We start from the raw sequence: 23,501 nt of genomic DNA, 5'->3' as shown, positions 1-23,501 counted from the left end.
ACCCATTACCCATTACCCATTACCTATCTTTTACACCTGACTGTACAAAAGATAACTATAAGGTTCTTCCAGGGATTGAACGGTACTGGATTTTATGTTATCTAAATAACGTACTAATAACTGGACTTGTTGAGAATTGGGACGATAGGAAAGATTACCCTGTTTTTCAAATAGAGGTGATATACCGGAAGACAGAGAAGCTATAGCGTTGTAGTCAGGATTTTGTTGGGAGTTATCAGTCAGCCAAAGGTTGTCTGTAGCAGTGGGAATTAAACCTGGGGGTAGTTCACCTTCCAGGAAAGCTAATAATCGTTGTTGACAGATACGGGTATTGATACCACGATTTTCAAATAACTGCAAGACTTCACCAAAAGATAAAGAACGTTCGGGTAATAGTTTCAGCAATTCAGAAAATAAGAAATAATCTGTGTATTGTTGCTTAGGTATGTCTAGAACTTGGGGATGTAAAGGTAACATGACTAAACCTAATGCCACCCGACTACAATTGGGAGTACCATTTTCACCAAGATATAAGTCTTGAATAATCTTAGCATTGGGCAGTTTTTGCCGCAACCAACGGTTAATAGTACCCACACCCGCTACACCACCGCCAATAATAACTTGATTAATAGCTTCGGTGGGAATACCACGGGCTACTAATAATTTATTCAATTCTCGGTTCAGACGACGGACAAAGGGGACAAAAACTTGACTTTCTAAATCTCGGCGTTGTAATGTCCAACTCTGATCAGCAAATTCTAGGGTAAAGGTTTCTTGATGCTGTAAAATCAACTTTAAGGCCAAAGCGGCGTCTAATAAAGCTTGTCCCAGAACGGAACTTTCTAGATACTGCTGGAGACGAATCCGCGTTTGTGTATCTGGTTCTCCCACTTTAGGTAATGTCAATGCTTCTAAACTTAAATTAGAAAATTGCATTTCGTCTAAACCAGGGATTGACGGTTGCCAATGCCAAGGATCAATATTAGCAGATTCATGATGGTCTTGTCCAGCTTGGCGAGGTTGACGGGATTTTGGTGGTAGTAGTAACTGACAGATAATATCTTGTTCGATGCCCTTCCCGGAATAGGCAAAACTGTGAAGCATGAAATCTTTGTGTGTTAATTCTCCCAAATTTGCAGGTATATCTACCAGTGCCATTTCTGTAGATATTGCGCCAATGTTGATGGCTAAAGTGTTACCCATCACGGGATAATCACTAATTTTTAAGGGTTGTAAACCCTGATTTTCGCTAATTTGGATAGATTGGCCATTGACACTATCTAATTCTGGTAGTAGAGTGGCGATCGCTTCCTCGACAAAAAAGATTTGTTGGGGATGGGAGACAAGTTGACTGGTAAGAATGGCTTCCCGAATATTAAAGCGATATTGTTCGCTCCAATTAGCAGGACAGGTACAAATTACACCGCTGATATTTTTAATCACTTTAGAGAAAGTTTGTGTATTCATACCCACAGCATTAGCAATTAAAGCGGGTGTGGTGCTAGTTTGACTAGACCTCAAAGTTAAGAGTAGTTTCGAGAGGGATCTAATGATCCAAATCAATGGACCTGCGGAAAATTCATTTAATTGTAACATTGGTTCCCATTTTTGGCCTGCTTGCTGGTAGGGAACTGCTATTTGTAAATAAGGCTTTAATTGTGCTGAATAAAGATGATAGGGAACTGATGATTGGGGAAAGGCTGTTTCTCCGCTTTTTTCTTGATTAGTAGCTGCATTTGTAGGTAAATAAACTTCAGCAGGTAACCGGAATGATTGCTGAAAATCAGTATTGCTATTTGGGTTTTCTGCTGACCAATAAATTGGATAAACTACTAATTTGGAGTGATTTAATAAAGCCGCAGAAATTCCGGTGGTTCCTACATCAATTCCTAAATACCAAGTAGAATTTAAAGTATCTTCTGGTAGAAGATCATTATTTCCACCATTGGTAATTGAAGGTTGAATAGCAGTGATTGGAGATTGCTGACTAGTAATTGGAGATTGGAAAAAATCTTCTTTTTTATCTTCTATGTTTGTTACAGTTATTGAACTTAAATCTACGAACTGACTAGGAATTTCATTATCTAAATTAGTTGCAGATTCCTGATCATAATCTACATAATCTAATGGTAGATCAAAATTATCTAACAAAGATAGTAAATCTCGCTCTGAAGCAGCGGAAAAATAGTTATCAAAACCCAAATCCTGATTTTCATATTCTGTACTTGGTGATAATATTACCACAGAAATATCTTTTGATGATTCCGAGAGGATTTCTTCATTACTAGTATCAATCAACAAATCAGTTAAAACTGTAATTGTATCGGCACTATTTTCTTCTAATTCAATTGTTGCTTTACCCTCTTTAGGAGTATGGGAAATTATTGTTTGGTAATTGTAGTTCTGAGCATCTTGTGATTCACCCCTAATGCTTGGAATTGAAAGCAAATCTTCTTGTGCTTCTGCTGATATAGAAGGTGTTAATAAATCATTACTAACAACTTCACTAACAACTTCAGAAGCAGTGGATAAATTGCCATCTTCTTCGAGAACAGGATCATGATAAAATGATAAATTTAGTGGTGAAGAAATTTCAGTATTAAAGAAACTTGCATAAAGATCATCTACTTGATCAGAACTTGTTAACTCTAACTCCTTTACAGATTTTGGTTGTTCCTGTAATAACTCTGTTTCCAAAGTAACTGGTGTTATTTTCCCATGGGAAGTTTCTCCAGACAAATCTTGCAATTTTTTTAATTCTTCCCAACCTGGATACTCAGCTATTTCCGGGTTCACACTAGAAACCAACGGCTCACTAATTAGGGATTGCTGTTGTAAATATTGAGTTAAATTATTCAGGAAATTTGCCATTAACTGTTCACCTTGCATCCCCTGACCGTGCATTTTTGCTAGTGCTTGGGACAGGGAATGATAATAGGTGTTAATATTGTGTTCTAAAGCCTCAAAAACAATATTTACAGTTCCATCTAAGGAAAGCAAACGTTGATCTAAATTACGTGCTAAATTCGCTAACTGTTCTACCCGTTCTGCTGATTCCAAAATAGGTTGTATAGCAGCAGTAATAGCTTCTAAATTCTGTTGATTAGGATTAATTATAGGACTAGCGTTTAATTTTAAATGCGCGTCCAAGCGACCCATGAGGACTTCTAGGAATTGAGAAATGATCTGCTCTTGGTTTGCGAACTGCTGACTGAAAGAAGGGTTTTGCAATTGCTTTTGTTCTAATTGTCTAATTTCCTGTATCAAACTGGCTCTTTCTGCTAAGAGCCTTGATAATTCCGCTTGTAAGGGCTGAAGTAAAACCGTCAGTTCTTGTTTAATTTCTACAGTTGAAATCTTACTTGCCTCTGATGCGCTTAAAGTAGACTCAAAGACGAAAGGGGGATGACTCTGTTGGTTAAATTGCGTCAACAGGGATGATAATGGTTGTGTGGGAGATGGTTGAGTTGTTTCGGCTGGGATTTCATCCTCTTGTACTTGATGCTCGCTGAGTTGAACTAAAAAGTCATGCACTCGTTGTAAAATCTCTTTTTCCCTTTGTCTTTGGTTAGATAGGAATTTAGAAAGACCTTTACCACTGTGGGACAGTAAGTGATCAATATCTGCAATTAGTTGCTGAATTTCATCAGTATGGGAAGTCACGTTAATTTACCTGAGTTAAAATTGGACGTTAATGTGTAAAGCTTGACAATTACGGAAGTTGGTTAGCTGAAAATTCCTTTATTATACATTCATTGTCAAAGCTAGTACGGGTCTGCTGATTCCTTGACAATTATGCCATAATTGCTGAATTTTTGTGATATTTAATCTAGTGAAACGCTAACAGTAAAATACCAATTCTATAGGAGGTTTGTGCGCTATATTAACATGAGGCAATTGATCAATTACCCCTAAAATCTGGATAAGTAAAAAGCCGTACATACAAGTATTCCCGACCAGCTTTGGCAAAACCATAGTTTAATTTAATTACCTCCCCATGAGTATTGTTGATTCCCTACCAGAAGAACCAGAGGCAGATCCATCTCTTGCATCTCCTACCCAAAGCCAATTACAGTATCAATCTCTCAATGTTGATAGTCCGTTAAAAATGGTAGAAACGGCTTTTTTAGCCAGTACGGCGAGTTTAATTTGGTTTATTAATTTTTACTTTCCTCTAGGTCCAGTATTGCGGGTACTTTTTCCTATACCCATCGCTTTAGTATATTTACGTTGGGGGAAACGTGCAGCTTGGATGGCCGCAGTGACTTCTGGTTTACTATTAGCTGTGTTAATGGGACCTGTTCGCAGTTTGTTATTTGTTATGCCTTTTGCCTTTATGGGTGTGCTATTAGGGGCTACTTGGCATCGTCGTGTACCGTGGATTGTTTCTATCATTTTAGGGACTTTGCTGGGGACTTTAGGCGTGTTTTTCCGACTGTGGTTTTTATCCCTGTTATCCGGTGAAGACCTGTGGGTTTATGTAATTAACCAAGTAACGGCAATTATTGATTGGATTTTTTTACACTTGGAATTATTGACAACGCCCAATTTATTGTTAATTCAATTAGGAGCGATCGCTTTAATTCTCATTAATAATTTTATTTACTTATTTATAGTTCACCTTGTCGCTTGGTTACTTTTGGACGCTATTGGTAATTCTATTCCCCGGCCACCACGTTGGATACAGGTCTTAATGGATTATGATTAATATATACACACAGGTATCTCTTGGGGAAGCATGGCTTCATCGCTATCGAGGTAAATTACCAATATTTGCTTGTATTTTAGGATTTACGGAAACTGGTTTAATTCCTGGTATTTCTGCGGCTGGTTTAACTCCAGAAGACCGCCAATATACGGCTTGCGCTGATGCAGAATTTCTCTATTACGGCCCTGAATATTACCCTAAGTATCCCCTCCCTCCCTTGACTTCGGGTGCCTCTCCTGTGCTGATTTCCCGGGCGGTGGTGGCTAATTTACACATCCCTGTTTACCTGTTTAATGCGGGATTGTTACATATTCCACCAGTACCATTAATAGATTTAGGTGGTATGGCCGCCAGGTGTTTAAGTCAGGGTGCGGCTATGGATATAGCTACGGTTAAACAATTGTTAACAGAGGGATTACGCTGGGGTTCTCAATTAAGTTATGATGCTGCTAATAGTTATTTAATTTTAAGTGAGTGCGTCGTCGGGGGAACAACAACAGCTTTAGCTATTTTAACGGGGTTGGGTATTGATGCGGTTGATAAGGTTAATAGTAGTCATGCTGTGTGTAATCATAAGCAAAAATGGGATTTAGTACAGACTGGATTAGCAAAATTAAAAATATCTTCCTCAGTAGATCCTTTAGAACTTGTAGCAGCGGTAGGAGATCCAATGCAAGTGGTAGTAGCAGGAATGGCGATCGCTGCTAGTCGAAGTTGTGGGGTATTATTGGGTGGGGGTACGCAGATGTTGGCGGTCTATGCTTTAATTCAAGCGATCGCCCACACATACTCTTTATCCTGGAAACCCGCAGAAATTGTCATTGGTACAACCCGCTGGGTAGCGGAAGATCCTACCGGTGCAACAATTGATCTAGCCCAGAGTTTCAGTAAAAACAGCATTCCTCCCTTATTAGCAACAAAATTGAGTTTTGCTAATTCTCGATATCCCCAACTTCAAGCTTATGAAAGGGGTTTTGTGAAAGAAGGTGTTGGTGCTGGTGCGGCCTGTATTGCTGCTTCCTTAAGTCAAAATTGGCAGCAAAATCAACTGTTAGCGGCTATAGAAGCGGAAATAGAAAAACTTAGCAGCAACCAAGAAACTAAGTAAGAAACTAAGAAATCCTCTGTCTAAGTAACTGTTCTTCTAGGGCTGCAATGCGGTGATAGGCTGCGGTTAACTGGGTTGTTAACCGTTGAATTTGAATTTCTGGGGTTATTTGTCTATCTCTGGCTTGATAATTTATGTCTGGATAGATCATAGAATCTGTTAAAACATCTTTATGCTCCAATTTATGCTCCAATTCTTTGGACTTATACCCTTGAGGCTGTTTCTTTTCTAGATAATGTTCTATGGCTGGTAATTTCTCCAAAGACGAATCTGACAAGGCTTGGGATAGCCGCATATCCAGCTTGGCAATTATTTCATAGATGGCATTAACTTTCTGGGTTAAGGTGAGAATTTGTTTTTCTAGTGATTCCATTTAAGACCTACATCGAAAAATATTTGATCTATGTTATTCACTTTACTGACGATTTTAGCTATACTTATGGATCATTTAACTTTTCATGACTTTTTGGCTGATGGGAATGATTTTTAGTAACTATAGAGATAAATCAATAATATTGATAAGTTAATCTAGTGGTAATTAACAGCCTAGCATAAAATTGAGCAGTCAAAGAATCAATTAAGATAGGTAAATTTTGAAGATAAATATATTCAATCTCTCTTGTGAGAAATAAGCGATCGCATTAACAAACATTGAATGCAGCCTTAGCTATAAATTGTGTTGCTACAAGTTTAACTTGTTTAACTTGAAAATAGCGCGGTGTGGTATTAACCATACATAATGATGCAATAACAGAACTTACGCAACGAGAAGAGGTAGAAAAAAAGTCCACCTGTGTGGACTAATAAAAAATTCAATATTTTCAACCCACCTAAGTGGGTTTTGTTTGTGTAGATGCGATTTCTCACCGCCCTAATTGCTAATGATGATGGTGATGATGAGTAATAGCTGAATGTGAATTAACAGCCATTCCTTCTGTTGCCATTAACTCGGCAATATGTACATTTGCCCATTCAGCAGCCATAGCTAAAAATTGGGGATGATCATTCACACAAGCCATTTGTAAATAATCTACATCTGGATGTTGTTTTTCCAAATCATGAATAATGTGGTGAACATCTAACAAAGTTTCATGATTTTCCGTTGCAAAACCAATAGGCATAAATAGAATTACCTTTGCACCCAATTGAATCAAATTTTGAGCAGCTTGGGTAGCATTTGGTTGTGTCCATTCAATTAATGGAGTATCATGATTCAACCAGCCTACAGAAATTAACGGATAATTGTTAATTAACTTGTTTCTAACTAACTCGTACATGGCTTGACTTTCATCAATTCCCGACGTAAAGCCTTTGGCTTTGTGGGGACAACCATGATTCATCAGGATAATACCAATTTGCGAAGGTAAATAACCTGTAGCCAAATCAGTATGAATTTTTTCTTCTACCAAATGCGCCATTAAATCAATATATTTTGGCTCATTATAGAAGGAAGGAATATATCTTTGAGCTTTGATCCAATGTTCATCACCATCAGCTAATTCTACCAGGGCATTATTCACTTGTTCAATGGCAATACCGCTGGTAAAAATGGAATCAACCACCAATAATGGATAAATCAGCAGTTTGCTAAAACCTTGATTTTTAATTTCGGCTAAAACTTGATTTGGTAAAAAAGGAGCGCAAAAGTTAAAGGCTTTGAAAACTTGAACACCATTACCCCATTTATGTTGTAATTCGTGTTCAATACCTGCTCTTTGTCTTTCAAAGATGGCATTGTGTGGCGAGATAAAATCGTGGTGTGTGTGTCCCCATTCATGACGATCAAATAATGCCAAAAGCTTGGCTAAAGGGGGATAAATCCAAGTAGGAACAGGAGCGAATTTAGCAGTCAGTAAATTTAAAGCTTGTTCGTTATAATTAGCAAAATCTTCGTAGCTCTCAACTTCGCCATAGCCCATGAGTAACACGGCTACACGGTCTTTAGTGGGTAGATGCTCGTGGCTATGGGTAGCGTGCAGTTTTTCCGGGGTTGCAACCACAATGAGTTCCTCAAGATAACCAAAACAAGGAGAGAACCCTAGAAAGTCCCTAGATTATTTCTCTCACTTCGTAGCATGATATCCTATCCAGGGGGATAGGATAAATATCAACACAAAAATACACATCTGAACAATCAAACTGCTGATTTTGGTACAAACCAAGGCTAGATTTGTCCTCAATTCATATTCTACACCCTGGTACTTCAAACTCCTAAAATTAGTTGTATGATATTTTGATGTGTTCAAGGCCAGTTATATTAGTAATACGCCCCGACTATGCTGTAAGTTAGACTAGCAAGCACTAATGAGGTAATAATTACATAAATAAATTCTCCCTCTAACAGAAACGTTAATAAAGAGATAATTACACGCAAGATAGGGACAGCAATTAGTATTAACAGTCCTAGTTGAATGATTCCCTGAGAACTACCCGTAAAAGCGGCATTGACTACACCTGTTGGTGAGTGAAATTGAGATTCTGTACCTATAAATACTTGATATTCAGCAATATCCGAGCCATGATTAATTAAGTATAAAATACCCCCAGATAATACTACATAACTAGCAATTAAAACTCCGTACATGAGTAATTTGCTGAGTAAGTATTCTAACTTTTGTTCAGTTGTTGATTTTGTCAGTTTTTGATTGCTAACAATTTGATCATGATAATTTTGTACTGTGTGAGTGAGGTATTGTTCTTTTAAATGTTGAAGATCAGAATCTTCTTCCTCCGGTTTAAAAGCGAGGTTTCCAAATTCTGTTTCCATTTGTGCTGAGGAAGTCCACCGAAAACCAGAATTTAATTTATACATAATCACACACTCCCTATGAGACTGTTGTAGACCATTTTTAATGCCATTAATACCAACACAAAGCTGAAAATAATTCTCAAAATCTGGGTTTTAGCACCCATTAAGATTCTCGCACCCAAAAAAGCACCTGGTAATACTCCTAACATGACTGGCATGGATAAACCCGGATCTATATATCCATGGGTTAAATAAACACCAGAAGAAGCTGCAGCTGTGACACCAATCATAAAATTGCTTGTGGTGGTGGAAACTTTAAAAGGTAGACCCATGGCTTGGTCCATAGCCAATACTTTGAATGCTCCCGAACCAATTCCCAATAAACCGGAAAGCATTCCTGCTACTAACATAATACTGAACCCAGCAGGTAAAGCATAGACCTGATAGGGTATTACACGGTCATGACTGGGGTAAGTACCATTAAGTTGCAGATATTCTGCTAAAGGATCTGGTGCAATAATTTCTGTTTGTTCTGGTCTGGGTCGTTGAGACAGATATGCTGAATAAATTAGCACAATTGCTAAAATTAAGCATAGTATTTTTACTGGTACGTGGACTGTCAGTAAAGCACCAATAAGTGCGCCAATAGTGGTGGCTACTTCCAGGAACATTCCTAAGCGTAAATTGGCGTAGCCTTTTTTAATGTATGTAGAAGCTGAACCTAAGGATGTGGCAATTACTGACACTAATGATGCACCAACCGCATAGCGAATATCAACACCAAAGACGGAAGTTAATAATGGAACTATGACAACTCCACCACCTAAACCCGTTAATGCACCTACTAGGCCGGCGCTAAATGAACCCAGCCAAACTAGTAAAGAAAATGCTAGTATGCTCAATTTTAGGCCCTCTTTTTTCAATCTATTTTCTCAAGACTGGTATACCCATAAGACAGCTATAAATTTCGTCTTTTTATTAGGCTACAAAATTGAGAATATCATATTTTTTCAATTGACTATTTATTTAGTTTTATGAAGAATACAATCCCACATAACTGTAGTTTCTATGATCATCTCTACTATGCAATATCATCATAAAAATATGGATTAATTTATAGAGACTGACACTAGACTTTTGATAAGTTTAATGTTAAACTACGGTAAATCAATCTGGTTTTAGTATTTTATGCAAATTTGAAAAATCACACCATGGATGTTCACCAAATAGAAAAAGTGATCCTTGAATATTTTCACGTCACAACTAAAACACACTATTAAATAGGAATATGGACTACTTATTATTACCCATTTTTAGCTTTTTTATTGGCATGATTGTTGGTATAACAGGAATAGGTGGAGCGTCTTTGATCACTCCTATGTTGATTTTTTTCTTTCACGTACCGCCTTCTATTGCTATCAGTTCTGATGTTGTAGCTGCTACATTAATGAAAGTAGTAGGGAGTTGGAAACACTGGCAACAAAAAACCATTGATGTAGATTTAGTTAAATGGCTGGCAATGGGTAGCGTTTCTGGTTCATTGCTGGGTGTAGCAGTTTTATACCAACTGAGAAAGACTGGAGAACATCACATAGATAGCCTGTTGCTACGGTTATTAGGAGTAATGATTGTTATAGTCACATTGACAGCATTAATACAAATGTTTTTAGTGACTTTTTTTCCCAAAATCAATTTACCCGAACTGCCACAATTAAATGTAAACACCAATAAAGGACGTTTGATTACCGTAATTATTGGTGGAATTTTAGGTTTCTGTGTGGGTATGACCAGCGTTTCATCAGGTTCTATTTTTGCGCTGGTTTTGATGACATTTTTCCGGTTAGAAGCCCGTAAATTAGTGGGTACAGATATTACTCAAGCAGCAATTTTATTAATATTTACATCTTTGGGACATCTGACATTGGGAACTGTTGATTTAAATTTAGTAATCCCAATTTGGATAGGTTCTGTTCCCGGAGTGATTATCGGTGCGAAACTTTGTGAGATTATCCCTCTGAGTCCACTAAGATTTACTATTTATGGAATTTTAATGATGGTAAGTTGGAAATTAGTTGCACAAACATAATTACTCCTCGTCTCTCTACATTTTAATTTGTCTTTAAAGTACAAGTTGTAGGGTGCTTTGCTACTGCATAAATCCTGCAAATAAACAGATTCTTGATATCTGACGCACCTTACCAATGATAAAACTCTTGTGGTGCGGGCATCTTGCCCGCATAAAGTATACCTCACTCAATCTGAACTTGCTGTAACAGTAAGTTGGCATGAAAAAACCAACCTCTGTAAACAGATGTAAAATCGCTGAAAACCTCTTTACTCAAGCAACCGTGCTATAAAGACAATTTTTCACGCCAACTCACTTATTTGTTTGTTAGCTTTGCTAAAAAAATGATGGCAATCAAAATGCAGAAGATGACGGAGTAATTGTTAATATTAGTAATGATGAAAGTTTCAAAATTTAGTTAACCATTGATTTTTATCACCTCTTGCTAAATGTAATACATGGGACTATTTTGGCTGCGAGTCTCTGTTTCCTGGTACAAATCCTGGAGTGTATAGCCACGTAAAACCTCTATTGAGGCAGTATTAGCTTTTGCCCAGATTTCTAAAATCAAAGCTTTCTCTAGGGTGTATCTCTCAGTGCTTTCTTTTTCCTTTCGTTCCCCCTCCACCAAAGTGACAATTTCCAGTACAGTAATTTGCCACGGGTCATTCATTAACACAAAACCCCCTTTAGAGCCGCGTTGACTCTGTACGATACCCGCACGTCGCAATTGAGCGAGAATTTGTTCCAGATAGCGTTCTGGTATGGGTTGTTTGGCTGCTATCTCGTTTATGGTCAGAGGAACTTTTTTATCATGATGCTTGGCTAGTTCTAACAGTGCTAGGAGTGCGTATTCTACTTTTGCAGAAAGCTCCAGAAGAGCATAGTTTTGGCTATTCCAATCTGTATTCAGATGACTACTCAGATTACTACTGTACATTGATAGATTTATAGGGGTTTAACCGCAATTCATTGTTATTTAAGTGTCAGATGTGATGGTATCACACCTATAATAAGTAAAATATCACAACTCTATCGGAATTATGGTGATTATGGACAAAATTCTGAAAATTGGTTACAGCTATTCGATATTGCGGTTATTAACCAGTTAAATTCCTGATTTCTACACTCTGTAGGCGAATTACAGCCTCTAAATACCACTCTGAGTCGGAAACTGGGGACAAGATTAAGGTACTGAAAATAACCCTAATGAACAAATAATCCGCGCTTCCTGCTGTACATCTTCAGGATGAATAATACACAAAGAATTATTATCACGTAAAGAGACAATCATTGTCGCTAATTGTTCATCTGTAATTCCACTTTTCAACTGACGATTAATTTTAATCACTGTGGTTTCTTTTAAAGGATAAAGATAGATTTCCTCAACAGCTTTTTTCAAATTTTGCCAATCTTCTCCTGATGGAAATAACGGTGTTTCCGTTCTTTTAATATAAGCATCTAATTTATAATAGGTGCGATATCTTGCACTTTTAGGACTTCCCAATTGTCCTCCCGTTGAGTTTTGCTGTTCTAAGATTAAATCAGCCCCTTGAGAGACAATTTCATGGTTTTGGGGATGTCTTTTTAAGGGGGGTGTATCCCGGTTACATCTAGCAACTCTTAATATTCTCATTTGCGATTGAGTAACGCTTTTACCTTCCTTATTTATGCACGCTAAAGCATCTGTACCTTCAGCAGTTCGCAAATACATTAATACCCCAGGAAATAACAACCCACTTTCGCTATGAAATTTCGCTATGAAATAGGGAATTTATTCCCTGGTTTAATTCTTAGTCTTATTTTTTACAGTAGTTCCCGATATTCTGAAGTACAGTCATAAACATATTAAAATCTTGTGGTGCGGGCATCTTGCCCGCATAAATTGTACCTCACTCCAGTTAAATGTACTGTACCTTGTATCTGAGATTTTATGTGAGTTTAATTTCTGATTTCAAAACAGTTTGATCATCAGTATGTGAAATCTGAAAACTGAGTTTTTTACATACTTGCTGCATCACTGAATTATCAGCTAAGATGTCAGCATAGATACAGCAGATTTTCTCATTTTTACCAACTTCTAGTAATTTCCTGAGTAATTCCGTACCCAAACCTTGATATTGAAACTTATCACTCACCAGTATAGCAAATTCCGCGCTTTTATTTTCATGTGATTTACTTAATCTTCCTACTGCTAATATTTCCCTGTTTTTTGTTTCAGGATTTTGGTATTCTGCAACTAAGGCCATTTCTCGATCATAGTCAATAAAACACATCCTGGTTAGTCTTTCATGGGTAATGCGTTGACTCAATTTAATTAAGTGGAAATAGCGGAAATAGACACTTTCTGCTGATAGAGTTTTGTGAAATTCTACCATTAACGGTTCGTCTTCAGGACGAATAGGACGAATAATAACTGGTATACCATTTTTCAATTGCCAATTACTAATATATTGACTAGGATAGGGACGAATTGCTAATTTTGGTAATTGATTTTCTGTCAGATCAGGAGAATGTAAAACTATTCTCGCATCTAATGCAATTAATCCTCTAGGATTTTCTGGAGTTGGAGGAAAAGCTAATAATGGATTAATATCAATTTCTTTAATATCAGGTTGTTCTATAACTAATTGACTAAATTCTACCATTAATTGTTCAAGGGCAGAAATATTAATACTTTTGCGTCCTCTGACTCCTGACAATGCTTGATAAATTTTTGTTTGTTCCATCATCCGTCGTGCTAGGGTGGTATTAAGAGGAGGAAGTGCCAGGGAACTGTCCTGAAATATTTCTACTAATTGTCCTCCAGTACCAAATAATAATACTGGTCCAAATTGGGGATCTAAACTACTACCAATAATCAATTCATAACCGTCGGTTTTTACCATTGGTTGTACAGTAACACCAAGAAAATCTTCTGCTTTTCCTTTCTCTTTTACTGATGTTTCAATATGCTCATAAGCAAGTTTTACAGCTTCCCCATTTTGTAAATTTAACTGCACACCTCCCACATCAGTTTTATGGGTAATTGTTTGAGAATATAGCTTTAAAACCACCGGATAACCAATATTTTCTGCACATTTGATGGCTTGGTCTGCACTTTTAGCAATGCAACCAACAACTACAGGAATACCATAAGCGGCTAAAATTTCTTTAGATTCAAATTCCGTGAGAATTGTTCTTTTTGCTGTTCTTGCAGCTTGCATAATATTTGTAATATTAGCACAATTGCGAGTATTAACATCACAAATTAATGTTGGTAAAACCGGAGTTTCATAAATACCGCGCAGGTTATAACTCGACTTCCACATATAACTAAATACCCGCGCGGCTGCGTCAGGGTAAGCATAAGTGGGAATACCTTGACTATTCAGAATTTGTTCTCCCGCAGCCACATCATTACCACCCATCCAACTAGCTAAAATCGGCTTATTAGACAGTTGCGCGTAGGCTTTTAATTGTACTGCAATTTGGGTAGGATCTGTCATAGATTGGGGTGTTAAAATTACTAATAAACCGTCACTATTGGGATCTTTAGTGACAATTTCTAAAGCTTTTTGATAACGTTGAGGGTCTGCATCTCCTAAAATATCAATAGGATTATTATGACTCCATTGTGGTGGTAAAATTTCATTTAAAGAGGTCATTGTTTCGGGGGAAATAGTTGCTAATTCTCCACCGTTTTCGATTAAAGTATCTGTTGCTAATACTCCTGGACCACCAGCATTAGTTAAAATCGTCAACCGTGAACCCTGGGGACGGGGTTGTTTTGCTAATACTTCCGACATATCAAATAAATCGGAAATACTATTGACTCGTAATACCCCACAACGACGAAAAGCTGCATCTAAAACAGCATCACTTCCTGTTAATGCACCCGTGTGAGAAGCTGCGGCTTTAGCTGCGGCTGCGGTACGACCGGCTTTAATCACAATTATCGGTTTTGTTAAAGCCACTTCTCGCGCTGCTGACAGAAAAGAACGCGCATTTCCAATAGATTCCATATAAATTACAATACTTTTTGTCTGAGGATCATCACCCAGATAATAAATTAAATCACCCCAACCAATATCTAACATTGAACCGATAGAAATAAAGGCACTAAAACCCACATTTTCTTTTAAACTCCAGTCCAGAATTGATGTACATAAAGCCCCGCTTTGGCTAATGAAACCGACATTTCCCGGACGCGCCATTTTACTGGCAAAAGTAGCATTTAAGCCAGTGTTCGGATTCATTACTCCTAAACAATTAGGACCAATAATTCTAATTTTTCCCCCTTGTGCTTGTTGCAGTATTTCCTGTTCTAAGACTAGACCTTTTTCTCCTGATTCCTTAAAGCCAGCAGAAATAATAATTGCACCTTTAATTCCCGCGTCAACACAATCAGATATAATTTTGGGTACGGTTGGTGCGGGGGTAACAATAATAGCTAAATCAATTTTTTCAGGAACATCAAATATAGTAGCATAGGACTTAATTCCTAATACACTATGACGGTAAAGATTAATAGGGAAAACAGTCCCTCCAAAGGGATTAGTAATTAAGTTCCAAAGTAAGGTTCTTCCCACACTTCCAGGTTTTTCGGTAGCACCAATTACGGCTACAGTTTGCGGTTGGAATATAGCATCTAAGGGGTTAATTCTGCTCACTTGCAAGATATCATGAGCTTTATCGCTAGTTTTTTTAGTAAATGTTTCCATTCATAACTCCGAGTGATTTGTAGTTAATTTTGTAGTTAATTTTGTAGTTAATTTTGTAGTTAATTTTGTAGTTAATTTTGTAGTTAATTTTGTAGTTAATTTTGTAGTTAATTTTCATATTATATCGTTTCCCAGTCTCAAGTAAGATTTTATCCTCTACCGATAATATTAATTATTTTATTTAAAGCTATATTAATTCCTATTTCTGCTATGGAGGAAAGACAATCTCCTAATTCAAAATTAACCCCTGGTACTGTGACTAACCAAGCAGTTGGACAATAACCATAGAGGTATTTAGTCAAAGATAAAAGCGATCGCGGATCACCAATATGTCCTAACATCATATTAGATTCAGTGGGCAATATAGACTCCACTTCCACATTTTCCGATTCTGAACTCATCATAGCATCTACAAAAATTGCTAAATTGACATTTGCTAAATTTGCTGCTAATTCTGGGGTAAGTTGGTGAACTGCAAGAGATTCAACATCAGATAAATGCCAAGAATTGATAATATTGGCGACTTTTTGACCAATGGCATCATCACTGCGTAATTCATTGCCATAACCAATTATAATTGTAGTTACGCTCATTTCTCTTATTTCTTTTATAAATTTATGTAAATAGGGTATTTATTTTTCAGCTCATCAGTTATATAATACCCTCAGGTATGGTTATAAAACCTGTAAAAATTTTAAATAAATTGCGAGGCTGTTTTATGCCTGAAGTAAATTTTCAAAAGTCAATTAATAGCACTGCTGCTAAGATTGTAGAAGAATATACAGCGGGAAAAAGAGACTTTGAGAGAACAGAATTAAGCGACGCTAATTTCCAGGGTTTGGACTTAAAAGGCTCTAATTTCAGCTATGCTGATTTGAGCAAAGCTAACCTCAGCGACGCTAATTTGCGGGGATGTGATTTGAGTTTTAGCGATTTGAGTCAAGCTAATTTACAAAATACAGATTTGCGAGGAGCGATGTTGATTTCTGCCAACTTGCGTACAGCTAATTTACAGGGGACGCATTTAGAAAAAGCAGATTATAACCATAACACCCATTTTCCTCCAGATTTTGACCCTATTACAGCAGGTTTAACCATGAGTCAAACATCAGTATAAATATTGATGCGGCTATATTAGCCGCTGATTATTTATACTTGCATTAATATAACATTAATATAAATTGTCAAAAATAGGCCAGTATACTAATTCAAAACTAAAATAGCATATTTTCTCAATTTTTGCAAATTTTAATTTTATAACTCAATTTTTGACTGGAAATACTTTAGTTAAATCTAAAATTAATTCCGGGAAAGATGGCAATTTGACAGACTCATTAGGGAGGATAATTGATTTGTGACGATAGCCGAATTTACCTTGTAAATCTTGATATGGTTGACAATAGCATTCTAAATGATAGGCGATTAAGTTAAAGATCCAATAATCTGAAATACCGGCTTCTGCATATAAAGGTGACTTTACTTCTTGGTCATATTTTAAAGATGAATCAGCTACTTCAATAACTAGGAAAATATCAGATGGTGTAGGATGATTTAAAAAATAATCATCAGGTGTATTTTTAACAATTACTAAATCTGGTTCTGGTTCGCTATCATTAATAATAATAGGTTCTTGTCCGCGGATAGTAGCCTTTTCTTCCAGTAACTTGAATAACTCTCTATATAAACGAGTATTACAAACAGAATGTGCTTTACCTTTTGCAGCCATTTTGATAATTTCACCTTTAATTAGTTCAACTCTGTCATCTTCTGTGAAGAAGTCAAGGTCTGCTAGACGGTGATATTCAGTTATAGTAAAGCGTTTAGCAGTAGCAAGAGTCATAAAATTTGGGTAATATGAGTTTAGCTTAAATTATATCATATAAATACAAGTTTCAAGAAGTCGGTGATCTAAATAATTAACTTAATTACGGCAAATTTGATTAACTACAGTACCATTTTTATTTACTACTTCTATTAATAAAGGCATTTGTCCCATAGCGTGAGTAGAACAACTCAAACAAGGATCAAAAGCCCTAATTCCGGCTTCGACACGGTTTAACATTCCTTCTTTTATGTTATCACCTTGGATAAAATGGCGGGCAATTTGGGCAACTGTGCGATTCATTGCTAAGTTATTTTGACCAGTAGCAATAATCAAATTTACTTTTAACATTAAACCGTTTTCATCAACTTGATAATGATGGAATAATGTCCCCCTTGGTGCTTCACTTACACCCACAGATTCCAAGCAATTAATCCCAGCTTCTGCCCGGAGACGAGTTGATAAAATATCAGGATCATCTAAGATAATTTCTATGTGTTCGATGGCTGCTAAAATTTCAATTAACCGGGCATAATGATAGAAAAATGATGATTTAACAGTGCCATTTTCATAACTACGAAATTCTTTTAATTCCGCGTCGGCTAAAGATGTACCAATATGACTACAAATATTCAATCTGGCCAGGGGTCCAACACGGTACATTCCACTATCTAAACGACAATGATCACTGCTATCGGGATAACCCAAAGGAAGATAATAAGGTGATTTTAAATAAGAGTCTGCTTGCACCGCTTCAGCAATAAATTCATGATAGTTATTGGGGTCAAGTTTATCAGCAACAATATTTCCGGCACTATCAACAAATCGGATATATCCATCATAAGTTTCCCATAAACCGTCAGCACTGACTAAACCCATAAATAAACTCGGAAAATTACCAAAAGTTTTAACTTCTTTTTGATAAATTTTCAACAACTGTTTAAACAACTCAATAGCATTAATGACCGTAGATTTTGCTTCAGGAATCCGTTGTTGAATATGGGCGCGATTTTCTTGGGTTAAAGGGTGACTTACCCCACCAGGAACAGCCCAAGAAGGATGGATTTTTTTCCCTCCTAATAATTCAATGATTTCCTGTCCAAATTGCCGTAAACGAATACCACCTCTAGCTAATTCTGGTTCAGCAGCAATTAAACCAAAAATATTCCGTTTTTCTGGTGCGCTATCCATGCCTAATAATAAGTCGGGAGCGCTGAGGTGAAAGAAGCTGAGGGCATGGGATTGGACAATTTGACCTAAATTTATCAAACGACGTAATTGAGAGGCTGTTTTAGGGATTTTTACCGCTAAGATGCCATCTCCTGTTTTAGCTGAAGCTAACAAGTGACTTACCGGACAAATACCGCAAATTCTCGCAGTAATTCCTGGCATTTCTGGGAAAGGACGACCAACACAAAACTTTTCAAAACCGCGAAATTCAGTGACATGAAATCGAGCATCATTTACCTGACCTTCATCATCTAGATAGATACTAATTTTGGCATGGCCTTCAATGCGAGTTACGGGGTCAATAATGATTTTTTTCATATTTTTTCATAATCATAATTTAGTTATTGGTGATCACAGGGAATAGGGAATTGGGTCCGCGCAGACAGACTTTGTTTAGCCGCAATTTAGAATCGCCAGGACTCTAATTCTGGATATTCATCACAATAATCTTCAAAGGCAGTTTTTAGGGGTTTTTCGGCCCGTTGGTGAGCAATTTCGGCTTGTATTTCTTCTACCACATCCCAAGCGGCTGCACATTCTGTGGAATTAACACCTTTTTCTGCACAAACAATGCGAGCTTTTTTAATTTCATCTTGTAATTCTTGTTCTAACAAAAATGAGCGTGGTTGTTCTAAACAACTACTCCGGGCTAAAATGTCAGTTAAGGAAATAATTCCTAATAGTTTACCACTAATTACAGGCGCACGTCGCAGATGATGGTTAGCAAATAATCTGGCTACATATTCTAAACCTAATTCTGGATTGACAACAATACAAGGTTTAGTCATAATTTCATAAACGCGGACTTTATTCGGGTCTTTGCTATAGGAAATCACCTTATAAACAATGTCACTTTCTGTGATAATGCCATAGGCATCTTGTTCATGACGACGATCTACAATTAATGCTCTCCAATCTCTAGAACGCATTAAATCAACTGCTTCTTTTGCTGTTGCTGAACTGCGAATCATTGCTACATCTTTAGTCATAACATCGGCTGCTGTTAACATAATTTACCTCCAAAATAATTCAAAAAAAATAATTCAAAATTAAAAATCCAAATCCAAAATTAAATTAACCAAATTTAATCATTTCTCGGCCGATAATTTCCGGCTTTTCTCCTTTTAATAAAGGTGTAATTGCGGCGCGAATACGATCTGCTGAAGGTGGACAACCGGGTAAATAAATATCAACTGTTACTACTTTATGTACGGGGACAACTTTATTTAATAAGGGGGGAACAATTCCGGGAGAATTAGGGATTTGTTGATGAATATTAGCCGCTTGAATATAAGCTAATTGTAATGCGGGTTCTGCACCACCGGCAAGATTGCGTAAAGCGGTAACATTGCCAGTAACAGCACAATCACCAAAGGAAACTATGGTTTTAGTCCGTTGTCTAATTTTGTAAATTAATTCTAAATGTTCTTCATTAGCTATAGCTCCTTCAACTAATACTAAATCTACATTTTCTGGATACTCTTTAATATCAGCAATGGGACTATAAACTATATCTACTTGTGCGGCTAAGTCTATTAACCATTCATCTAAATCTAGGAAGGACATATGACAACCGGAACACCCACCTAACCACACTGTTGCTAATTTTATTTTACTCATTTTTTTACCTTTTTAACTTTCATTGGCAATTAATGATTGTAATGATTGCCATTCTTTGACAACATGAATAGGAACTAGAATATTAATGAATTTATTACCGGGTACAGGTATGCCCAAAGTTAGAGATTCTGGAGGTAATTGGGGTAAAATTTCTGTGAAATCATATTGACCAATTGTGGGGGCTGGGGCTGTATCTAAAAACACATCATTAGCATTCCAAACTTTACCTGTATTCGTAGTAATTCTTAACGGTTGGGGGTGAATTAATTCCGCAGAATTTGGAAAGCCAACTAAGCGAAGATTGATATTAGATGGTTGCTCTGAATAGACTTGTTTAAATAATACAACTTGCCAAACTTTTCCTGATTGATCATCTAATTTCACTTGGGAACGATAAATAACTTCTCCTGGTGGTTTTCCTAATTGAGTAATGGCTGCATTTGCTGTCTGGTATCTGAGATTTCCTAAATTCATAAATATAAATGTTGTCAATATCCCTACTAATATAATTCGCGTCAATGTTTTTTGAGATTTAATATGCTGTAACATGAGATTTTATTGCTAATGACTGATAACCAATGAGTAATTCCTAAAAATTCCATTGTTTTTTAGTTCGTGCAGTAACTAGAAATTCGATTTTACCCCGATCATGTTTCATTTCACTAACACTTGAACCTTTATCAAATAAAGCTCCTGTGGGACAGGCATTAACACATTTACCACAAGAAGTACAAGTTTGAGAAGTTCCCCAGGGTTGGTTTAAATCAGTAATAACATGAGATTTTGATCCTCTTCCCGCCATATCCCAAGTATGAGCGCCTTCAATTTCATCACATACTCGCACACAGCGAGTACAAAGCACACAACGATTATGATCAATGCCAAAAAGATCATGGGAGGTATCAACAGTTCGCTGAGGAAATTGATATTCTAACCGCAGATGATCCATACCCATTTCTATAGCTAGATCTTGTAATTCACAATTGCCATTAGCAACACAAACTGAGCAGGTATGATTACCTTCCGCAAATAACATTTCTACAATTATACGCCGATATTTCTGCAAGCGATCGCTATTTGTAGTTACCTCCATTCCCTCTATTACTTTCGTCATACAAGCAGGTTGTAATTTATTACTTCCGACAATTTCCACTAAACATAAACGACAAGCACCCACATCTCCCACACCTGCTAAATGACATAATGTAGGAATATGAATACCTGCTTCCTGTGCTGCTGTCAATAAGGTTTCATCTTCACGAGCGCTAACTAATTCGCCATCTATTGTTAAAGTTTTTACAGCCATAATGATTTATTTATCAGTAATGGGTAATGGGTAATGGGTAATAATTAATTAATGACCAATAACTAATTGCAAATACTCATGACGAAAATAACGCAAAGTGCTAAAAACTGGATTTGGTGCAGACTGTCCTAAACCACATAAACTAGTATTTTTTACCATATCGCTAAGTTCTTCGAGTAAATCTAAATCAGCCAGTGAACCTTCTCCCTTGGTAATCTTCGTTAATAAACCGTATAATTGCACAGTACCAACGCGACAAGGAATACACTTACCACAGGATTCATCCATGCAAAATTCCATAAAAAAGCGAGCGACATCTACCATATTGGTGGTTTGATCCATAACAATCATCCCCCCAGAACCCATGATTGAACCCAAGGCCGTTAAGGATTCATAATCTACAGGTGTAGCAAAAGCAGAAGCCGGAATACATCCCCCTGAAGGACCACCAGTTTGTACAGCTTTAGCAATACCATGATCAGGAACACCTCCTCCCATGTCTTCAACAATTTCCTGTAAAGATGTCCCCATTGGTACTTCTATTAAACCCGTGTTACGGATTTTGCCGGCTAAGGCAAATACCTTAGTACCCTTGCTTTTATTAATACCAATACTAGCAAACCACTCTGCACCTTTGCGGATAATGGGCGCGATATTGGCAAAGGTTTCCACATTATTAATTAAAGTGGGATAGCCCCATAAACCGGACTCAGCAGGGTAAGGAGGACGGGGATGAGGGACACCACGTTTACCCTCAATAGAAGCCATTAAAGCCGTTTCCTCACCGCAGACATAAGCCCCAGCCCCAATGCGGATTTCCACTTTAAAATCGAAGGGAGAGTCAAATATTTGCGAACCTAAAAATCCCAAGTGTTGGGCTTGACGAATGGCAATTTCTAGCCGTTTAATAGCCAGAGGATATTCGGCTCTAACATAAATATAGCCTTGATTTGCCCCAATGGCGTAGGCAGCGATCGCCATTCCTTCCAAAACTCGATGGGGATCACTTTCCAATACACTCCTATCCATAAATGCACCGGGATCACCCTCATCAGCATTACAAATAACAAACTTTTTCTCAGTATGGGATTTGGCCACGGTCCCCCATTTTAAACCAGTGGGATAACCAGCGCCCCCTCGCCCCCGTAAACCGCTTTTGGTGATAGTTTCTACCACCTCCGTGGGCTTCATTTCCCGCAGCACTTGGTAAAGGGCTTGATAACCCTTAGCCCCAATGTAAGCTTGAATCCGTTCAGGGTCAATTTTACCACTATTTTCTAGGACTATGGGCAATTGGCGACTAAAAAACGGCTGGTTTAAATCACCTGTTTGTAAATTTGTCACTTCTCCATTCAACCCGCGAATAATTTCTAGAGCATTTACCGGGGTGACTTTTTCATACAACTTTGATTCTACAGGATTTGCCCAATTTTCCACCTGTACCAAGGGTCCTTGACAACAAAGACGCATACAACCCACACCCGTAACTTGCACAGTATCCTGTAAATTCTCGGCTTTGATAACTGCTTCTAAATTGTCTTTAACAGCTTGGGAATCAGAAGACAGACAAGCCGCAGCAGTACAACAGCGAATTTCTAGATATTTTCGCTCAGAAAGTTCTTTTTCGGCAATTTCTAATAATTCATTTAGTTCCATTGTGCCACCATGCTCCCACTTTTTCGCACACTGACTCTGGGGTTTGATTACCTAAAACCACACCATCCAGGACTACCGCTGGTGCAACTCCACAAGCCCCTAAACACCTAGCTGTCATTAAGGAAATTTGACCATCTATGGTAGTTTCTCCCGGGTGAATTTGCGTCAGTTGTTCCACTTGTGTTAAAATCTTTTGAGAGTTTTTAACATAACAAGCTGTACCCGTGCAAACCACACAGTTATGAACTCCTTTTGGTGCCAGGGAAAACAAATGATAGAAAGTAGCTACTCCATAAACCTGACTGGGTGGTAATTTCAGGGTATGGGAAATATAAAGCAATAGATCCGTTTCCAAATAACCAAATAGTTCAGAAGCACGATGCAGAATTTCAATGAGTGCATCTTGTTGATATTGATGACGCTTAATAGTAGCATCTAATATCTTTAAACGCTTATCCCCGACAGGAGATGAAACAGCAGTTCTCATATCTAATTAACAGCTTGATCAGACAAAATTCATCCTTTCATTCACCA

Annotated in this window: 21 protein-coding genes; 4 read left to right on the top strand and 17 right to left on the bottom strand. The window is 37.4% G+C overall.

Translation table 11 applies throughout. The features are described from left to right. Nucleotides 1-30: 30 nt before the first annotated feature. Nucleotides 31-3,663 carry a hypothetical protein gene (locus H6F39_RS10400; protein WP_137906901.1) on the bottom strand — a complete coding sequence of 1,211 codons (3,633 nt, stop codon included), beginning with the start codon at nt 3,661-3,663 and terminating at the stop codon, nt 31-33. Nucleotides 3,664-3,997: 334 nt separating this feature from the next. Between H6F39_RS10400 and H6F39_RS10395 the strand changes: the two genes are divergently transcribed. Both H6F39_RS10395 and cobT read left to right on the top strand, forming a co-directional pair. Further along, nucleotides 3,998-4,708 carry a DUF2232 domain-containing protein gene (locus H6F39_RS10395; RefSeq protein WP_137906900.1) on the top strand — a complete coding sequence of 237 codons (711 nt, stop codon included), beginning with the start codon at nt 3,998-4,000 and terminating at the stop codon, nt 4,706-4,708. Further along, entirely contained in the window at nt 4,701-5,816 is a 1,116-nt protein-coding gene (cobT, locus tag H6F39_RS10390) for a nicotinate mononucleotide-dependent phosphoribosyltransferase CobT (RefSeq protein WP_190396660.1), read from the top strand. The genes H6F39_RS10395 and cobT overlap by 8 nt, the downstream gene beginning before the upstream one ends. A gap of 4 nt (nt 5,817-5,820) precedes the next feature. On the opposite strand, the gene H6F39_RS10385 is transcribed toward cobT, so the two are convergent. The 4 genes from H6F39_RS10385 to H6F39_RS10370 form a co-directional block, all read right to left on the bottom strand. Beyond that, the gene (locus H6F39_RS10385) at nt 5,821-6,189 is read right to left on the bottom strand and encodes a hypothetical protein (RefSeq protein WP_190396659.1); all 369 of its coding nucleotides are present in this window, start codon (nt 6,187-6,189) and stop codon (nt 5,821-5,823) included. 505 nt (nt 6,190-6,694) lie between these two features. Next, nucleotides 6,695-7,816 (bottom strand): ferrochelatase, encoded by a 1,122-nt coding sequence (locus H6F39_RS10380; protein ID WP_137906897.1) that lies wholly within the window; start codon nt 7,814-7,816, stop codon nt 6,695-6,697. 257 nt (nt 7,817-8,073) lie between these two features. Continuing rightward, a complete protein-coding gene (locus tag H6F39_RS10375; protein ID WP_137906896.1) occupies nt 8,074-8,628 on the bottom strand; it encodes a DUF1634 domain-containing protein in 555 nt (184 codons plus the stop codon). 2 nt (nt 8,629-8,630) lie between these two features. After that, a complete protein-coding gene (locus H6F39_RS10370; RefSeq protein WP_137906895.1) occupies nt 8,631-9,467 on the bottom strand; it encodes a sulfite exporter TauE/SafE family protein in 837 nt (278 codons plus the stop codon). Between the two features lie 386 nt (nt 9,468-9,853). Here H6F39_RS10370 and H6F39_RS10365 point away from each other — a divergent pair, with 386 nt between their 5' ends. After that, nucleotides 9,854-10,651 (top strand): sulfite exporter TauE/SafE family protein, encoded by a 798-nt coding sequence (locus H6F39_RS10365; RefSeq protein WP_028091304.1) that lies wholly within the window; start codon nt 9,854-9,856, stop codon nt 10,649-10,651. A 424-nt stretch (nt 10,652-11,075) separates the two neighbouring features. Here H6F39_RS10365 and H6F39_RS10360 read toward each other — a convergent pair whose 3' ends face one another. The 4 genes from H6F39_RS10360 to H6F39_RS10345 all read right to left on the bottom strand — a co-directional run bounded on the left by H6F39_RS10360 (nt 11,076) and on the right by H6F39_RS10345 (nt 15,926). Further along, nucleotides 11,076-11,570, bottom strand: coding sequence for an Rrf2 family transcriptional regulator (locus tag H6F39_RS10360; RefSeq protein WP_137906893.1), 495 nt, complete (start codon nt 11,568-11,570; stop codon nt 11,076-11,078). 246 nt (nt 11,571-11,816) lie between these two features. Further along, the gene (locus H6F39_RS10355) at nt 11,817-12,344 is read right to left on the bottom strand and encodes a hypothetical protein (protein ID WP_190396658.1); all 528 of its coding nucleotides are present in this window, start codon (nt 12,342-12,344) and stop codon (nt 11,817-11,819) included. A gap of 217 nt (nt 12,345-12,561) precedes the next feature. Continuing rightward, nucleotides 12,562-15,333 carry a bifunctional acetate--CoA ligase family protein/GNAT family N-acetyltransferase gene (locus H6F39_RS10350; protein WP_190396657.1) on the bottom strand — a complete coding sequence of 924 codons (2,772 nt, stop codon included), beginning with the start codon at nt 15,331-15,333 and terminating at the stop codon, nt 12,562-12,564. 149 nt (nt 15,334-15,482) lie between these two features. After that, nucleotides 15,483-15,926, bottom strand: a complete 444-nt coding sequence (locus H6F39_RS10345; protein ID WP_190396656.1) for a hydrogenase maturation protease — start codon at nt 15,924-15,926, stop codon at nt 15,483-15,485. Nucleotides 15,927-16,051: 125 nt separating this feature from the next. Between H6F39_RS10345 and H6F39_RS10340 the strand changes: the two genes are divergently transcribed. Then, a complete protein-coding gene (locus H6F39_RS10340; RefSeq protein WP_137906889.1) occupies nt 16,052-16,450 on the top strand; it encodes a pentapeptide repeat-containing protein in 399 nt (132 codons plus the stop codon). Nucleotides 16,451-16,594: 144 nt separating this feature from the next. Here H6F39_RS10340 and H6F39_RS10335 read toward each other — a convergent pair whose 3' ends face one another. The 8 genes from H6F39_RS10335 to hoxE all read right to left on the bottom strand — a co-directional run bounded on the left by H6F39_RS10335 (nt 16,595) and on the right by hoxE (nt 23,454). Beyond that, nucleotides 16,595-17,173: a Uma2 family endonuclease gene (locus H6F39_RS10335; protein ID WP_190396655.1), complete on the bottom strand. Its 579-nt coding sequence runs from the start codon at nt 17,171-17,173 to the stop codon at nt 16,595-16,597. 81 nt (nt 17,174-17,254) lie between these two features. Then, on the bottom strand, nt 17,255-18,703 hold the full coding sequence (locus H6F39_RS10330; RefSeq protein ID WP_190372133.1) for a Ni/Fe hydrogenase subunit alpha: 1,449 nt from the start codon (nt 18,701-18,703) through the stop codon (nt 17,255-17,257). 86 nt (nt 18,704-18,789) lie between these two features. After that, a complete protein-coding gene (locus H6F39_RS10325) occupies nt 18,790-19,395 on the bottom strand; it encodes a CBS domain-containing protein (protein ID WP_137906886.1) in 606 nt (201 codons plus the stop codon). A 64-nt stretch (nt 19,396-19,459) separates the two neighbouring features. After that, a complete protein-coding gene (locus tag H6F39_RS10320) occupies nt 19,460-20,005 on the bottom strand; it encodes an oxidoreductase (protein WP_137906885.1) in 546 nt (181 codons plus the stop codon). A 12-nt stretch (nt 20,006-20,017) separates the two neighbouring features. Next, entirely contained in the window at nt 20,018-20,554 is a 537-nt protein-coding gene (locus H6F39_RS10315; protein WP_137906884.1) for a DUF3122 domain-containing protein, read from the bottom strand. Between the two features lie 40 nt (nt 20,555-20,594). Further along, nucleotides 20,595-21,311: a bidirectional hydrogenase complex protein HoxU gene (gene hoxU, locus H6F39_RS10310; RefSeq protein ID WP_137906883.1), complete on the bottom strand. Its 717-nt coding sequence runs from the start codon at nt 21,309-21,311 to the stop codon at nt 20,595-20,597. Nucleotides 21,312-21,359: 48 nt separating this feature from the next. Next, a complete protein-coding gene (locus H6F39_RS10305; protein ID WP_190396654.1) occupies nt 21,360-22,967 on the bottom strand; it encodes a NuoF family protein in 1,608 nt (535 codons plus the stop codon). Beyond that, nucleotides 22,954-23,454, bottom strand: coding sequence for a bidirectional hydrogenase complex protein HoxE (gene hoxE, locus H6F39_RS10300; protein WP_190396653.1), 501 nt, complete (start codon nt 23,452-23,454; stop codon nt 22,954-22,956). The genes H6F39_RS10305 and hoxE overlap by 14 nt, the downstream gene beginning before the upstream one ends. Between the last annotated feature and the right edge of the window lie 47 nt (nt 23,455-23,501).

Origin of the sequence: Dolichospermum sp. FACHB-1250, from assembly GCF_014696335.1 — a bacterium.
Classification (GTDB): domain Bacteria; phylum Cyanobacteriota; class Cyanobacteriia; order Cyanobacteriales; family Nostocaceae; genus Dolichospermum; species Dolichospermum planctonicum.
Note: the sequence above shows the minus strand (reverse complement) of the source record. Positions and strands in the feature narration are given on the sequence as shown.

Coding starts and splice junctions, on each gene's coding strand:
- H6F39_RS10395 (WP_137906900.1), top strand. CDS start 3,998: ATGAGTATTGTTGATTCCCTACCAGAAGAACCAGAGGCAGATCCATCT.
- cobT (WP_190396660.1), top strand. CDS start 4,701: ATGATTAATATATACACACAGGTATCTCTTGGGGAAGCATGGCTTCAT.
- H6F39_RS10385 (WP_190396659.1), bottom strand. CDS start 6,189: ATGGAATCACTAGAAAAACAAATTCTCACCTTAACCCAGAAAGTTAAT.
- H6F39_RS10375 (WP_137906896.1), bottom strand. CDS start 8,628: ATGTATAAATTAAATTCTGGTTTTCGGTGGACTTCCTCAGCACAAATG.
- H6F39_RS10365 (WP_028091304.1), top strand. CDS start 9,854: ATGGACTACTTATTATTACCCATTTTTAGCTTTTTTATTGGCATGATT.
- H6F39_RS10360 (WP_137906893.1), bottom strand. CDS start 11,570: ATGTACAGTAGTAATCTGAGTAGTCATCTGAATACAGATTGGAATAGC.
- H6F39_RS10355 (WP_190396658.1), bottom strand. CDS start 12,344: ATGTATTTGCGAACTGCTGAAGGTACAGATGCTTTAGCGTGCATAAAT.
- H6F39_RS10350 (WP_190396657.1), bottom strand. CDS start 15,333: ATGGAAACATTTACTAAAAAAACTAGCGATAAAGCTCATGATATCTTG.
- H6F39_RS10345 (WP_190396656.1), bottom strand. CDS start 15,926: ATGAGCGTAACTACAATTATAATTGGTTATGGCAATGAATTACGCAGT.
- H6F39_RS10340 (WP_137906889.1), top strand. CDS start 16,052: ATGCCTGAAGTAAATTTTCAAAAGTCAATTAATAGCACTGCTGCTAAG.
- H6F39_RS10335 (WP_190396655.1), bottom strand. CDS start 17,173: ATGACTCTTGCTACTGCTAAACGCTTTACTATAACTGAATATCACCGT.
- H6F39_RS10330 (WP_190372133.1), bottom strand. CDS start 18,703: ATGAAAAAAATCATTATTGACCCCGTAACTCGCATTGAAGGCCATGCC.
- H6F39_RS10325 (WP_137906886.1), bottom strand. CDS start 19,395: ATGTTAACAGCAGCCGATGTTATGACTAAAGATGTAGCAATGATTCGC.
- H6F39_RS10320 (WP_137906885.1), bottom strand. CDS start 20,005: ATGAGTAAAATAAAATTAGCAACAGTGTGGTTAGGTGGGTGTTCCGGT.
- H6F39_RS10315 (WP_137906884.1), bottom strand. CDS start 20,554: ATGTTACAGCATATTAAATCTCAAAAAACATTGACGCGAATTATATTA.
- hoxU (WP_137906883.1), bottom strand. CDS start 21,311: ATGGCTGTAAAAACTTTAACAATAGATGGCGAATTAGTTAGCGCTCGT.
- H6F39_RS10305 (WP_190396654.1), bottom strand. CDS start 22,967: ATGGAACTAAATGAATTATTAGAAATTGCCGAAAAAGAACTTTCTGAG.
- hoxE (WP_190396653.1), bottom strand. CDS start 23,454: ATGAGAACTGCTGTTTCATCTCCTGTCGGGGATAAGCGTTTAAAGATA.